We start from the raw sequence: 14,273 nt of genomic DNA, 5'->3' as shown, positions 1-14,273 counted from the left end.
GCGGTTCTTCGATGAGGTTTCGGGCAAGGCGAGAGCGGAACGTACGGAAGATCTGGCAATCCTGCGTATATTCGCGCCGATTCTTGTAGATTAGCCGCTTTCTATCCACTCTCCCGCGCACCGTGATTCATTCCGACGCCACCCTCACGCCGGCTGCCCTCCTGCCCGCCATCCACCACCTGTGGGATCTCAGCGCCCACAAAATCGACCGCCTCGCCGCCTCGTTCGACATCACCCGCGGCGCCCCGGTATTTACCATCGAGGGAAAGTACACCGCAAGGGGGTGGACGGAATGGACGCAGGGCTTCCAGTTCGGCGCCGCCATCCTTCAGTTCGACGCCACGGGCGAAGATCGCTACCTTGAGCTGGGCCGGCAACAAACGGTCGATTTCATGGCCTCCCACGTATCCCACGTAGGCGTCCACGACCACGGATTCAACAACGTCAGCACCTACGGCAACCTCCTCCGCCTCATGGCCGAAGGCCGGCTCCCGGAAGATGCCTGGGAGCGGCGTTTTTATGAGCTGGCGCTGAAGTGCTCCGGCGCTGTCCAGGCCGCGCGGTGGACGGCCCTCCCTGAGACGGGCGGCTATATCTATTCGTTCAACGGCCCCCACTCGCTGTTCTCGGACACCGTCCGCTCCCTGCGCGCGCTCGTCCTCGCCGACCGCCTCGGCCACGCGCTCATGGGCGAAAATGACGCTCGCATCTCGCTCCTGGGCAGGACAATCGACCACCTGCGGAGCACGTCGCGCTACAACGTTTACTTCGGCGAAGGGCGGGACGCGTATGACATCGCCGGCCGCGTCGTCCACGAGAGCATCTTCAACCTCAACGACCGCCGGTACCGCTGCCCGAGCACCCAACAGGGTTACACGCCGTTCTCCACTTGGACGCGCGGCCTCGCGTGGATCGTCTGTGGCTACGCAGAGCAGCTTGAGTATTTCGCGACCCTGCCCGACGCGGCATTCACGTCGTTCGGCGGGCGCGCCGAGGTGGAAGCCCTCCTGCTCCGCACGGCAAAAACCACGGCCGATTTCTACCTCGCGCAGACCCCCACCTGCGGGGTGCCGTACTGGGATACCGGCGCCCCTGGACTGGCCCGGATGGGCGACTACCTCGACCGTCGGGCCGACCCGTTTAATCCCCACGAACCCGTCGACAGCTCCGCCGCCGCCATCACGGCGCAGGGTCTACTGCGCCTCGGCGCCTACCTGAACGGGAGGGCCGCCGGCAGCGGCGATACGTACCTGAATGCCGGCCTCACCACCGCAAAAACCCTCCTCGGCGCCCCCTATCTCAGCGAAGACCCAAACCACGAAGGCCTGCTCCTCCACGCCGTATACCACCGCCCGAACGGATGGGACCACGCCCCGGACGCGGACCGCGTCCCGCGCGGCGAATCGTGTATGTGGGGCGATTACCACCTCCGCGAACTCGCCCTCTACATCCAGCGCCTCGCCGAGAATAAGCCGTACCTGACGTTTTATTCAATCTTCGACTCCTCCCCATCCCCGCGTCGATAAATCGCCGCCGAGATTCGCCCCTCCTCGACGCGGGGAGGGGCCTCTCAATAACGAGGCATCGGCAACACCTACAGAAGAACTGCTCTTGCCTTTTTACCTTTTGCATTTTGCGTTTTGCCTTTTGCAATGTCCTCCCGTCTCTGCCTCCACACCATCACCACAAAGCCCTGGCCCATCGAGACGGCCATCGACGCCTATGCGGCGGCCGGCATTGGAGGCATTTCCGTCTGGCGCGACGCCCTGGATGGTCGGTCGATTCCCGACACCGGCCGGCGGATCCGCGAGGCCGGCCTGACGATCGTATCGTATGTCCGCGGGGGCTTTTTCGCGGCGCTTGAAGCCGAAGGCCGCGCGGCGGCCATCGACGAAAACAAGCGCGTGATCGACGAAGCCGCGGCGCTCGGCGCGCCGCTTGTTGTTCTCGTATGCGGCGCCGCCGTCGGCCAGTCACTGGAGGAGTCGCGCCGGCAGATCCGGGCCGGCATCGAGGCGGTACTGCCGCACGCCAGGGAGCGCGGGGTGAAACTGGCTATTGAACCGCTCCATCCGATGTACGCCGATACCCGCTCGGCCATCGTCACACTGGGCCAGGCGAACGGCCTGGTGGAGGCCGTCGCGGACGATCACCTGGGTGTGGCGGTCGATGTTTACCACGTCTGGTGGGACCCCGCCCTCGCCGCCGAAATCGCCCGCTGCGGGGACCGTATCCTCGCCTTCCACGTATGCGACTGGCGCTCGCCCACCCGAGACCTGCTCAACGACCGGGGCCTCATGGGCGAGGGCTGCATTCCCATCCGACAGATCCGTCGATTGGTGGAAAAGGCCGGCTTCGCCGGGTTCATCGAAGTCGAGATCTTCTCCACCGAATACTGGGCGATGGACCAGCATGTGTTTCTAGACCGCATCGTGGATGCCTACAAACACCACGTGTGACGACCGTTCACTTTAATTTCCAACCTGTAATTTTTACTGGTCAAAATATGGTATCGATCCATAAAGTCGGCATCATCATGAACGGCGTCACGGGGCGCATGGGGACCAACCAGCACCTGATGCGCTCTCTTGTGGCCATCCGTAAGGAGGGCGGCATTCCGATCAGCGAAACGGAAGTCATCTTCCCCGAACCGCTCCTCATCGGCCGCAATAGCGTCAAGCTGGAACGCCTCGCCCATCAGGCCGGCATCGACCGCTGGAGCACCGACCTCGTTAGCGCCCTGGCCGACCCGGCGTACAGTGTCTACTTCGACGCCCAGACCACCACGCGCCGCGTCGAGGCCGTGCGGCTGGCCATTGCCGCCGGGAAACACATTTACTGCGAAAAGCCCACGGCGATGACCGCGCGCGAGGCGTACGACCTGTACCTCTACGCGAAACAGGCCGGCGTGAAACACGGCGTCGTCCAGGACAAACTGTACCTCCCGGGCCTGGTGAAGCTCAAGACACTCATCGACAGCGGGTTTTTCGGGAGGATATTGAGCGTGCGCGGCGAGTTCGGCTACTGGGTGTTCGAGGGGGATATCGTCCCGCCCCAACGGCCTTCGTGGAACTACCGCGCGGAGGATGGCGGCGGGATTCTGGTGGATATGCTCTGCCACTGGCGGTATGTGCTCGATAACCTGTTCGGCGCCGTTCAATCCGTTTCCTGCCTCGGTGCCACCCACATCGACCGGCGGTGGGACGAAGACGGCCAACCCTACGCGGCCACATCGGACGACGCCGCGTACGCGACGTTCGAGCTTGCCGGCAACATCATCGCCCACTTCAACTCGTCCTGGTGCACCCGCCCCCGGCGCGACGACCTGCTGACGATCCAGGTGGATGGCACGAAGGGCTCGGCCGTCGCCGGCCTGCAGCAATGCTGGCTCCAGCCCTACGGCGCCACGCCTCGGCATGTCTGGAATCCAGATATCCCGAATCCGATCAACTTCTACACCGGCTGGACGCCGGTGCCGGACCACAAGCCGTACCCGAACGCCTTCCGCGCGCAGTGGGAGCTATTCCTGCGGCACGTCGTCACCGACTCGCCCTACCGGCTGGACCTACTCGAGGGTGCGAAAGGCGTCCAGTTGGCCGAAAAGGCCATCGAATCCTGGAAAAAACGCGCATGGGTGACTGTGCCCGACCTGGAGAGGGACCTCGCATGAACCGTGTAGCCCTGATCACCGGCGGCACCCGCGGCATCGGACTCGGCATTGCCCGGGCCCTGGCGGCGGAGGGATACGACCTCATGCTGTGTGGCCGCCGACCCGCCATCGAGGTCATCGACGTACTCACCGACCTGGGCGCGACCGGCGTCCGCGCCGCGTACCAGGTGGCCGACATCGCCAACCCCGCCGATCGCGCCTCGTTGCTGGACCGCACCCGGGACACCTTCGGCGGCCTGCATGTGCTGGTCAATAACGCCGGCATGGCGCCCCGCGCCCGCAACGCCCTGCTCGACGCCACCGAGGAGAGCTTCGAGGAGGTGTTGCGGGTCAACCTTCAGGGCCCGTATTTCCTGACACAGGCCGCGGCGCGCTGGATGATCTCTCAGAAGGCCGAAGATTCCTCCTGGCGGGGCTGCATCGTCACCATCAACTCGATCTCCGCTACCGTCGCCTCGATCAACCGGGGCGAATACTGCGTCTCCAAAGCCGGCCTCGCCATGGCCACACAGCTCTGGGCCGTCGCCCTCGCCCCGCACGGCATCCCCGTGTACGAACTGCGCCCCGGCCTCATCCAGACCGACATGACCGCCAGCGTCGCCTCGAAATACGACACTCTCATCGAACAGGGTCTGCTCCTCGAACCCCGCTGGGGCACCCCCGGGGACATCGGCAAGGCCGCGGCCATGCTCGTCCGAGGCGATCTACCCTACGCCAGCGGCCAGGCCATCACCCTAGACGGGGGGTTGACCCTCCCGCGTTTGTAGAACGTTTACGCGTTGAACGTTCTTGCGTTGAACTGATACATCCTACCAGTCCTTCACCGCCTGCCGCTCGAAGATCCCTCACTGCGTTCAGGATGACAGCAGCATGACAGGTCTTCTATTCACTTTTTACTTTTCACTTTTTACTTTTCACTTTTCACTTTCCCCTTTTGCCTTTCCCATGCTTTCTTGCCAGAAATCCCTCTTCTCCCTCCCCGAAGACAGCCACTATTTCAACTGCGCCTATATGTCGCCCCTGTTGCGCGAGGTAGAGGAGGCCGGTATCGTTGGGATGCGGCAGAAACGAGCGCCGTATCACATCGCGCCGGCGGATTTTTTTGAGCCTGCACGCGCCGTGCGCGAGCGGTTCGCCGGTTTGATCGGAGCGTCGGATCCGCATCGGATCGCCATCGTGGGTTCGGCCTCCTATGGCATCGCGACGGCGGCGCGTAATCTTCCCGTTAGCGCCGGCGAGCGTATCGTTGTACTGGAGGAGCAGTTTCCCAGTAACATCTACAGTTGGCGTCGGTTGGCGAACGAGCGTCGCGCGGTCATCCACACCGTCGAGGCGCCACCCGTGGCGCCGGGGCGGGGCCGGCGGTGGAACGAGCGCGTGCTCGAGGCTATCGTCCCAGGAACGGCGATCGTGGCAATGCCGCACGTACACTGGGCTGATGGAACGCTGTTCGATCTAGATGCGATCGGCCGGCGTTGCCGCGACATCGGGGCAGCCCTGGTCATCGACGGGACGCAGTCGATTGGCGCCCTCCCGATCGATGTCGCTCGCATCCAGCCAGATGCCGTCATCTGCGCCGGTTATAAGTGGCTAATGGGACCTTATAGCACCGGCCTCGCTTATTTCGGGCCGCGGTTCGACGACGGCGTTCCGCTTGAAGAAAACTGGATCGGCCGCGCCGGGAGCGAGCAGTTTGGCGGACTGGTGCGGTATAGCGACACCTACCAGCCCGGCGCGTTGCGGTTCGATGTCGGTGAACGATCGAATTTCATCCTCCTGCCCATGCTGCTGGCCGCGCTCGATCGCGTCCTGGACTGGGGGCCGCCGGCCATCCAGCTGTATACCGCGGACTTAATGGCGCCGTTCATCGAGCGGGCTCGGGAATTGGGGGGATTCGTGGACGATGCGGACTGCCGCGCGCATCACCTGTTCGGGCTTCGGATCCCATCGGATCGACCCATCAACGGCCTCGCCACGCTCCTACGCGAGCATGCCATCAGTGTATCCGAACGAGGCACCGCGATCCGGATCTCGCCTCATGTGTATAACGACGAGCGCGACGTCGCCGCGTTCACCGACGCCCTGGAGGCATTCTTCGCCGGGCAGCCGTAAACGCGGGGCACGGTCCTTGGACGATCCTGTTCAACACACGCGGCCCATCGGGCGCTGGAGCCGCCATCTGGCGTCCGGCACCTCTACCAGGGCCGTTTTTTACACCAGAAACGATGTCCGGCCATCCGGGCAGACCCTCTATGAAGCGTCTCCACCGCCGCACCAACGTCCATCTCGCTGCCTACGCTGTACTATATTTAGTGCACTCCCTACTGAGTCTGCCACTGCTCCACGCCCAATCGCCCGAAGAGATGCTCGGCCGGCTCAAAGCAACATACCGGGATGACGTGGCGATCCGGGCGGACTTCAGCCAGCAACTCACGTCCCCCGATGGCGAGCGCCTGCCGGGTGTGGAAGGAACGATCGTACTCCTGGGCGACCGGTACCGGGTCGATACCGACGGGCAGACCCTCGTCACGAACGGCGAGACGACCTGGATCTACAACCGATACGAGAACCAGGTACTGGTCCATTATTATGTGGACGATCCCTCGACCTTTTCGCTGAGCGACTTCCTGTTCGCCTTCGACACGCATTACGAAATCCTCGAGACGAATCTGAAGTACCTGGACGGCGTTCGACACCAGGTGCTCACGCTTCGGCCGCTCGCGGAGGAATCGTTTTTCCGGGAGGTCACGCTCTGGATGCGAGATACAGACAGCGTGATCACGCGGCTCCGCGTGCTGGACATGAACGAGGCCGAGTTGGACTTTGGCCTCGAGCACCTCGAGTTCGATCCACCCCTCGCCGGCGATCCCTTCACCTTCGAGCCGCCCGATGGCGTCGAGGTCATCGACCTTCGCGCCGAATAGGCTCCCTGGCCTTTGTTGTGTACTCCGCCCATGAAGCGCTTTCTGTCGTACAGTATCAGCCTGCTCCTTGGCGGTGTGTTGTTGTATCTGGCCTTGCGCGGCGTGGCTCTCGGCGACTTGGGGGACGCTCTCGCACGGGCCCGGTATGTATGGCTTCTGCCGCTCTTAGCCGTCATCGTGTTCGCCCACGCCCTGCGGGCGTACCGGTGGAAGATGTTGATTGAAGCGCTTCCCCCACAGGGCGCGTCCGCGCCAACGGCAACGGTCTCTTTCCGCACCGCGTTCCTGTCCGTGCTGATCGGCTATCTGGTAAACCTGGCCACGCCGCGACTCGGCGAGGTGGTGCGCTCGGCCAACCTGGCCAGGCAGGAAAACCTGCGGATCAGTGGCGTGCTCGGCACGGTCGTGATCGAGCGGCTACTGGATAGCCTGGTGCTCTTGCTTGCGCTCGTAGCCACGTTCGCACTGTATCTGGACCACCTGGCTTTCCTCGATGAAAGCTTGTGGCGTCCGTTCCTGGGTGCGCTTGGGCGAATCTCCGCCGTCAGCTATGCACTGGCAACCACCTTCGGCCTCGGCGCCATCATCCTCGCCATCCGCGCCGCGCGGCGGAGCGACCACCGCCTCATGCGCCGACTCCGCAAGGCCGCTCTTTCGTTTCGAGATGGGATGTACACGTTGCACCGCTCGCCGCGACGGATGATCATGCTAACCACCACCGTGGCGATGTGGGGCGCCTACGTGATGATGGCTTACCTCCCGTTATTAATGCTGGATATGACGGCCCGCTACGATCTCGGCCTGGTCGATGCGTTCGCCATCATGGTCTTCGGCTCGCTGGGCATCGCCGTGCCGGCGCCAGGGGGTACAGGCTCGTATCACTACATCATCAAGCTCGCCCTGATGCACGTTTTCGGAATCGACGCCGCCGACGCGGTCGTCTACGCCGTACTCTCCCACGGCATTCAGCTCGTCTTGTACACCCTACTCGGAGCCGCCGCCCTGGTGCTCCAGGGCGTATCTTGGCAGGTACTTCGCACGGATACGGTTGAATCTCCGAGGAAAGCGCTGTAAGCTCCCATCTCCTCGCGAACCTCGGCTTCCTTGATCCGACATGAACTCGACCGTAGCGCTCCGCAGCCTCATGCTGTCCTTGCTGGTGCTCGGCGCCACGTGCGTCGCGTCCGCGCAACCGATTGTCGAGCAAGGTACCCTGTCCGAGTCATCCACCACCCACGCGCTGTTCACCGCGCCGGCGCATGAGATGCCGGCCCAGCCGTTTGATCTTGAACATCTACGCGTGTCCCTGCGCGTCGAGATGGACGCCGGCCGCATCTTTGGCGTCGCCACTTACCGCGTTCGTCTCGTTGAGGATTCCCTTTCGACCCTGCCCTTCCGCGCCGAGTCCATCGAGGTCTTCAGTGTGCGCATGGGCATCCTCGACGGGGAAAAAACAGGGGCGACATTCGCCTTCTCCGGCACGGATACCCTGCATGTCGGGCTCGATTCTCTCGCGCACACCGACGGCCCTATCGAGGTTCAGATCACCTACGCTGCCACGCCGGCCCGAGGTCTCTACCTGCACCGGCCGGCCGGTTCACGCGCGCCGACCCTACTCTGGACCGACGCCGCGCCGGAGAGCCACCGTTTCTGGCTGCCGCTGCCCTTCAGCCCGGCCGACCTGGCGACCTCCGAAGTCCTCGTCGCCGTCCCGCCGGATATGGAGGTCCTCGCGAACGGACTCCTGTCAGAAACGATGCCGACCGAAGACGGCCTCGTACAGTTTCATTACGTGCAGGATCAACAACACGCGACCTACGCCATAGGGCTTGTTGTGGGCCGATTCTATAAATATGAACAGTCCGTACGCCTCAGCAACGGCTACACCGTCCCCTTCGCCCAGTGGGTGGCAGAAGAACGGACAGACGACGTGGCGCGAACCTTCCAGGAGACGGGATCGATCCTAAACTTCCTCTCCGCCCGGTTCGACGCCGTTTACCCATGGCCCCGATATACACAGGTACTGGCCAACGACCTCCTGATCGACACGCTGGATTTCACCGGGTACACGCTGTTCAACGACCGCTTCCTGCTCGACGAACGCGCGATCCTGGATGAGTCGCCGACCCTGCCCCTCGCCACGGCCCTCGCCCACCAGTGGGTGGGCGCGATGCTTCCGCCCGATTTCTGGGCGGACGCATGGATCGCCACCGGACTTTCCTCCTACATCGGACTCCTGTACCTCCGCGAGCGCGAGGGGGATGATGCCTTTTACGCCGGCCTCCATCATCTGGCCGAGCTGTACTTCGACGAGGGAGCGGAGTACCGCCGTCCCCTCGTCTGGAATCAATGGGAGCAGCCGGCGCAGCTTTCGGATGCCCATGCCCGAGCCAAGGGGGCCTGGATCTTCCATGCGATCCATCAGCAACTCGGCGATGAGTCGTTCTGGGGCTTTCTCCAAGCCTTCCGCCGCGCCAGGGCGTTTTCGCCCGTGAATGCGGACATGCTGAAACAGTCCCTCGCCACCTGGTCCAAAACGTCGTTTGAGAGCTTTTTCGACCAGTGGGTGTACAGCGCCGGCCACCCCGAGTTGGATGTGCGTTACCGGTACGACCCGGTGGCCGAGTCGCTCTATGTCAACCTCAGCCAGCGACAGGATGGGTACCTGGTGCCGGCGGATTTCGACCTCTCCCTGGACCTCGAGGTCCACACCCTCGGGAGCAGCCAGCGCTTCACCCTCGCCATGAACGAGGCCGAACAGACCGCTTCCTTTCCGCTTACCTTTGCGCCGCGATTTGTGTTGGTCGACCCCGATCATCGCTACCTGATGACGGTTGCTGTGGAGCAGACGCTCACGGCGTGGGTCGCCCAGCTGCGTTACGCCCCGAACATCATGGATCGGCTCGCGGCTGTTGAAGCGCTTGGCGCCTCCCGCAACGATCCCGCGCTGGCGATCGGACTCCAGCCGGCCGTGCAGAGCCGACCGCCCGAAGCGGTCTACACCGCCATCGTTACCCTTCTCGCCGCACTGCCCCCTTCCGAGAACGGGGATCGGATGTTGATGAACGCTTTTGAAGAGGAGAGCCCGCGCATCCGTCAGACCGTATTGGAGGGCCTCGCGCGCCGTTCCGATACCGCCAACGCCACGATCATGGCGCTCGAAACGGCCGAAACAGCGATGAGTTATGCCCTTCAGGCGACGGCCGTAAGCGTTCTGGCCGCTGTAAAAGCGCCCTCCGCCGAGGATATCGTTCGTTCGGCCCTGATCACGCCGTCCCACGAAGAACGTGTGCGTCTCGCCGGCATGGTCGCCATCCCCCAGGTGGGGATATCGACGCGGGAAGGGGTACAGCTGGCGTCGTCCTATACGTCCGCCAACCAACCGACCGAACTTCGAATCGGTGCCATCCGCCTCCTGGCGTATTACGCGCGGCTGGAGAACAAGACGGCCGCAACGGCCATCGCATCGCTGATCGACGACCCCTCTCCGCTCGTCCGTACCGCCGCGCGCGTCGCCGAGAGGGCCTTGAGTGCCGACGCCAGCGCCGACGTTGACTCCTTATTTTCCCTACCCCATCTCCGGCGCGAAGCACGACACAGCCCCTGACCCACGTCCGTTCACCATTTCTTGGCAGAGTAGGCCGTTCGCCTCGGCAATAAAACGATTCGCCGGGAAGCCAATACGGTTCGGAGGAAATTGCGGCGAATGTAGGAGCATAATCGGTTAGGATTATACAGGTGATTACTCCTTATGCCGCGTGCGTACAGGGTATCCACCTACGTGATGCCTGTTAACCGAAGACTCCGAAAGCGATGTATCTCCTGACCGAAACCCGCGAGGACACGCAGAATCCACTCGCTGAATTCCTCAGCGACGAAATGTACGATATGCTGGCGAGCCATTCGCTGCTAAGTGATAAAGGGATACGGGACTACCAGATCCGCATCAAATTCTGGATACTGCGCGAAAAAGAAGTGCCGGCGTGTGACGCGATCGAAACGCTGCGGCGCGAATATCCGTACCTGCAATTCGACACCGTCCGGAAGATCGTTTACCGACTCAACCCCCGAAAATAACGCGTGGCTGGTCGTCCGCGCGCCCTGTATTCCCCCTATCGTCCTCTACCCTTTTCTCCGGACGTTCACGCCTCATGCCGCTGCTTCGCCGCCGCATACACCGTGAGCGCGCTCGCTACCGACACGTTGAGCGACTCCATCGGTCCGTACAGCGGGATGGAAACCAGCGCATCACACTGTTCGAGTACGGATGGATGTAGGCCGGCGCCTTCACTGCCAACCACGATCACCACGGGGCGCCGCCAGTCGTAGGACCAGATCGTAGCCTCGCCGCTCGCATCCGCCCCGACAACCCAATACCCCCGCTCCTTCATCAGATAAAGGGCATCGGCCAGCCGCGTAACGCGGGCGATCGGGAGGCGCATCGCCGCGCCGGCGCTGGCCTTCATGGCCGCGGCATTTAGCGGCGCCATCCGTTGATCGGGCACGACGACTCCGGCCACGCCGGCGGCCAACGCGCTTCGCAGAATCGCCCCCAGGTTGTGCGGATCCTCCACCCGATCGAGCGCGAGAAGGATCGGCTGTTTCTCGGTCACATCGTCACGCGTCGGGGCCACCTCCCGCAGCATGTCGTCGAGGTCCCGGTAGTCGACGCCGCTGACAAAAGCGACCACCCCCTGGTGGTTGGCGCGGCCACATTCTTTATCCAGCCGGACGTCCGGCGCATACTGCACGGGCACGCCGTTTCGCGACGCTTCCGCCCGAATGGCATCGATTTCGGGCCAGCCGCTCGTTTTGGTCAGCAGAATCTTGTCAATGGACCGCGGCTGATTGATCAGGGCTTCTTTTACCGGCTTTCGCCCGATCAGGACCGTTCTCGTTGTCTCGTTCATCGCCGTGGGTTGGTGGTCTACGCGAAAAGCGGATGAGCCCGAACACGCCGAGTCCGAAGAGGACGACAGCGATCATCTCAGCCTGAGTGAACACGATGCCGAAGAGATCAAAGGTGTTATTCACCCGGATCTGTTCAATCAAATACCGTTCGATGCCATTGAGGGACAGATAGAGCGAAAACAGCCAGCCGGCTTGAAAGGGGTGTTTTCGAACGCTCCAGAGCAACCCGGCCAGCAGCGTGCAGGCCAGGAATTCATAGATGGGCGTCGGGTATACGGGCGCTTGAGACAGGTTAGCGCCCAGAATGTTGTTCGGATACGTCTCGGCCCACATCCACATCGGCAGCCAGAACGGCTTGCTGGCGATGTCGCTCGCGATGCCCCAGTCCCCATCGCCGGCCAGGTGGCACCCCAGTCGCCCGATCCCGTAGGCGATCATGAGCCCCGGCGCCAGGCTATCCGCGAAAATGGGTACACTTAACCCCTTCTTGCGCAGATACCACACGATCACGATGGTGGCCACGACCAGGCCGCCATAAAAGGTAAACCCGCCCGAAGAGAAGATCATCGCAAGTGGGCCGCGGGCAAACTGGTCGAGATTTTCGAGAATGTGAAAGAGTTTTGCGCCGGCGAACCCCGCACCGAGGGCGATCATCGTCACGACCCATACCACATTGGAGGGCGCCACCTTCTGCATGCCGGTACGGCCTTTTTTGCCCTTCCCGTCCACCTTCATCAATACCCCGCCGATCCGCCCCATCCCGTAGTAGCGGTCCAGCTCTTTCCCGAGCAGCCAGCCGGCGGTCATCGCGCCGATCGCCACCATGGCGCCAAACGAAAAGATCGGAAACGGGAGTTCAAACCCGAACAGGTCCCGGAAGATGTCGCTGAGTCGTGGATACATGCTGTTCCTAGATTAAGCCCCCTGCGGCGCGTGAGACGTCAGATACGGCGCCAGGGCGTCGATCGCGACGGACTCCTGGTTGCCGGTGGCCATGTGCTTGACGGGCGCGGCGCGCTGCGCGAGTTCGGTGTCGCCCACGATCACCACGTACCGCGCGCCGGAGCGATTGGCGTCGCGCATCTGGGCTTTCATGGAGCGACCCTGGAGATCGACACTGACAGCCAGACCGGAGGCGCGGAGCGCCAGCGCCTGGATAAACGCCCACCGTCCGGCCGCTTCTCCGAGCGCCACCAGGGCGACGTCGGGATGAGAGCGTTCCGGGAAGGCGTGGCCGAGGGCTTCAATCGCGAGGAAGAGGCGCTCGATGCCGGCAGCGAAGCCGACCGCCGGCACACCGACCTCTTCGCCGATCTCTCGGGCCAGGAGGTCGTACCGCCCACCGCCGGCCAGCGCGCTCTGGGCGCCCAGTTCGTCACTCTCGAGTTCGAACGCCGTTCGGGTGTAATAATCGAGCCCACGAACCAAAAAGGGATCCTCGATATAAGCGACGCCCGCATCGGCAAGGTACGCTTTGACGGCCTCGTAATGCTCCTGGCTTTCGGAGTCGATAAAATCCACCAGGCGCGGAGCGCCGTCGAGAAGCCGACGTTCCTTCTCGTTTTTGGTGTCGAGGATACGCATCGGGTTTTTGTCGAGCCGGGCCAGGCTGGTCTCGGTAAGATCGGCCTTGAATGGCTCGAAGTAGGCCCGGAGCGCATCGCGGTATCGCGGCCGGCTGGCGGCGTCGCCGAGGGAGTTAATCCGTAGGCGCTGATTCGTTACACCGAAATCGTGGTAGATGGCCATCATGACCGCAATCGTCTCCGCATCCGCCATGGGAGCTTCGACCCCGATCACCTCGGCGCCAAACTGATGAAACTGGCGGTAGCGGCCCTTCTGAGGCCGCTCGGCCCGAAAGCAGGGGCCGATGTAAAATAGTTTCTGCGCACCGCCGAGCTGGTCCATGCGATGCTGTAGATAGGCGCGCATGACCGGCGCCGTCAGTTCCGGCCGAAGCACATACTGGGTGTCCTCCCGCTCGAAGGCGAACATTTCCTTTGAGACGATATCCGTCAGCTGGCCGATACCCCGGGCGATCAACTCGGTGGGTTCGAGGATTGGCGTGCGAATCTCTTCGAACTGGAAGCGCTCGAAGATCGACCGGATACGGTGTTCGATGTACCGCCATTCGGCCGCGCCCTGGGCATGGACCCCCTCGCGGCTTGCGCCGGCCGGCAGGATGTCGAAGGTACCGGTAATATTCTTCAGACGGCTGCTCATCCCAGGTTTCGTTCGCTTTCTTCAAACAGGGCGATGATGGCCGCGGCCGATTTCGCCGCCAGCAACTGCTCACGAAAGGCGGCTTCGTTCATCAGTCGGGATACGCGGCTCATGGTCTTTATATGCTCGGATCGGGCGTTTTCGGGCCCGACGAGCAAAAAATAAAGCTGCACAGGCTCCCCATCGATCGCATCGAATGGCACGGGGTGGGCCGAGGTGGCAAATGCGGCGACAATTTCGTCAACAGCCGACGTCCGTGCATGGGGCAGAGCGAGTCCTTTACCAACGCCGGTGGACATCAACGCCTCGCGAACCAGGACGGCCTCCCGGACCCGCTCAAAATCGCCAATCCGGGGATCGTCTTCCAGAAGCTCGAGGAGGTGTTTCAACACCTCGGCCTTCGTGCTCCCCGGAAGCTGGACGCGCACCGTCTTCGATGTTAACAACTGGGCGATTTCGAACACGTCAACTCCGGGTAATCTTCGAGGCAGCGCATGCGATGGCCGGCCGGCCAATTATGGCAAGCAAGAACGACCCAGGGGGGG

13 protein-coding genes are annotated in these 14,273 nt (G+C 62.9%); 9 read left to right on the top strand and 4 right to left on the bottom strand.

Features of this window, described 5'->3' with window-relative positions; all coding sequences use genetic code 11:
* The first annotated feature begins 122 nt into the window (after positions 1-122).
* From SH809_10205 to SH809_10165, 9 genes are all read left to right on the top strand, one after another.
* Complete coding sequence (locus SH809_10205) at positions 123-1,526, top strand: hypothetical protein (protein MDZ4700066.1); 1,404 nt, start codon at positions 123-125, stop codon at positions 1,524-1,526.
* A gap of 126 nt (positions 1,527-1,652) precedes the next feature.
* Positions 1,653-2,459, top strand: coding sequence for a sugar phosphate isomerase/epimerase family protein (locus SH809_10200; protein ID MDZ4700065.1), 807 nt, complete (start codon positions 1,653-1,655; stop codon positions 2,457-2,459).
* 47 nt (positions 2,460-2,506) lie between these two features.
* On the top strand, positions 2,507-3,670 hold the full coding sequence (locus SH809_10195) for a Gfo/Idh/MocA family oxidoreductase (GenBank protein MDZ4700064.1): 1,164 nt from the start codon (positions 2,507-2,509) through the stop codon (positions 3,668-3,670).
* Positions 3,667-4,437, top strand: coding sequence for a 3-ketoacyl-ACP reductase (locus SH809_10190; protein ID MDZ4700063.1), 771 nt, complete (start codon positions 3,667-3,669; stop codon positions 4,435-4,437). Before SH809_10195 ends, SH809_10190 begins: the two co-directional genes overlap by 4 nt.
* Before the next feature lie 178 nt (positions 4,438-4,615).
* A complete protein-coding gene (locus SH809_10185; protein MDZ4700062.1) occupies positions 4,616-5,782 on the top strand; it encodes an aminotransferase class V-fold PLP-dependent enzyme in 1,167 nt (388 codons plus the stop codon).
* Between the two features lie 140 nt (positions 5,783-5,922).
* Positions 5,923-6,594, top strand: a complete 672-nt coding sequence (locus SH809_10180) for an outer membrane lipoprotein carrier protein LolA (protein ID MDZ4700061.1) — start codon at positions 5,923-5,925, stop codon at positions 6,592-6,594.
* 30 nt (positions 6,595-6,624) lie between these two features.
* Positions 6,625-7,668 (top strand): lysylphosphatidylglycerol synthase transmembrane domain-containing protein, encoded by a 1,044-nt coding sequence (locus SH809_10175; GenBank protein MDZ4700060.1) that lies wholly within the window; start codon positions 6,625-6,627, stop codon positions 7,666-7,668.
* A 40-nt stretch (positions 7,669-7,708) separates the two neighbouring features.
* Complete coding sequence (locus tag SH809_10170) at positions 7,709-10,201, top strand: M1 family aminopeptidase (protein ID MDZ4700059.1); 2,493 nt, start codon at positions 7,709-7,711, stop codon at positions 10,199-10,201.
* Between the two features lie 206 nt (positions 10,202-10,407).
* Positions 10,408-10,671, top strand: a complete 264-nt coding sequence (locus tag SH809_10165) for a hypothetical protein (protein ID MDZ4700058.1) — start codon at positions 10,408-10,410, stop codon at positions 10,669-10,671.
* Positions 10,672-10,736: 65 nt separating this feature from the next.
* On the opposite strand, the gene rlmB is transcribed toward SH809_10165, so the two are convergent.
* From rlmB to SH809_10145, 4 genes are read right to left on the bottom strand one after another with little or no spacing between them, the layout of a single operon-like run.
* A complete protein-coding gene (rlmB, locus tag SH809_10160) occupies positions 10,737-11,504 on the bottom strand; it encodes a 23S rRNA (guanosine(2251)-2'-O)-methyltransferase RlmB (GenBank protein MDZ4700057.1) in 768 nt (255 codons plus the stop codon).
* Positions 11,425-12,408 carry a prolipoprotein diacylglyceryl transferase gene (locus SH809_10155; protein ID MDZ4700056.1) on the bottom strand — a complete coding sequence of 328 codons (984 nt, stop codon included), beginning with the start codon at positions 12,406-12,408 and terminating at the stop codon, positions 11,425-11,427. The genes rlmB and SH809_10155 overlap by 80 nt, the downstream gene beginning before the upstream one ends.
* Before the next feature lie 12 nt (positions 12,409-12,420).
* Positions 12,421-13,728, bottom strand: coding sequence for a histidine--tRNA ligase (gene hisS, locus SH809_10150; GenBank protein MDZ4700055.1), 1,308 nt, complete (start codon positions 13,726-13,728; stop codon positions 12,421-12,423).
* Positions 13,725-14,192: a PTS sugar transporter subunit IIA gene (locus SH809_10145; GenBank protein MDZ4700054.1), complete on the bottom strand. Its 468-nt coding sequence runs from the start codon at positions 14,190-14,192 to the stop codon at positions 13,725-13,727. The genes hisS and SH809_10145 overlap by 4 nt, the downstream gene beginning before the upstream one ends.
* Between the last annotated feature and the right edge of the window lie 81 nt (positions 14,193-14,273).

This window comes from Rhodothermales bacterium, assembly GCA_034439735.1.
Classification (GTDB): domain Bacteria; phylum Bacteroidota; class Rhodothermia; order Rhodothermales; family JAHQVL01; genus JAWKNW01.
Note: the sequence above shows the minus strand (reverse complement) of the source record. Positions and strands in the feature narration are given on the sequence as shown.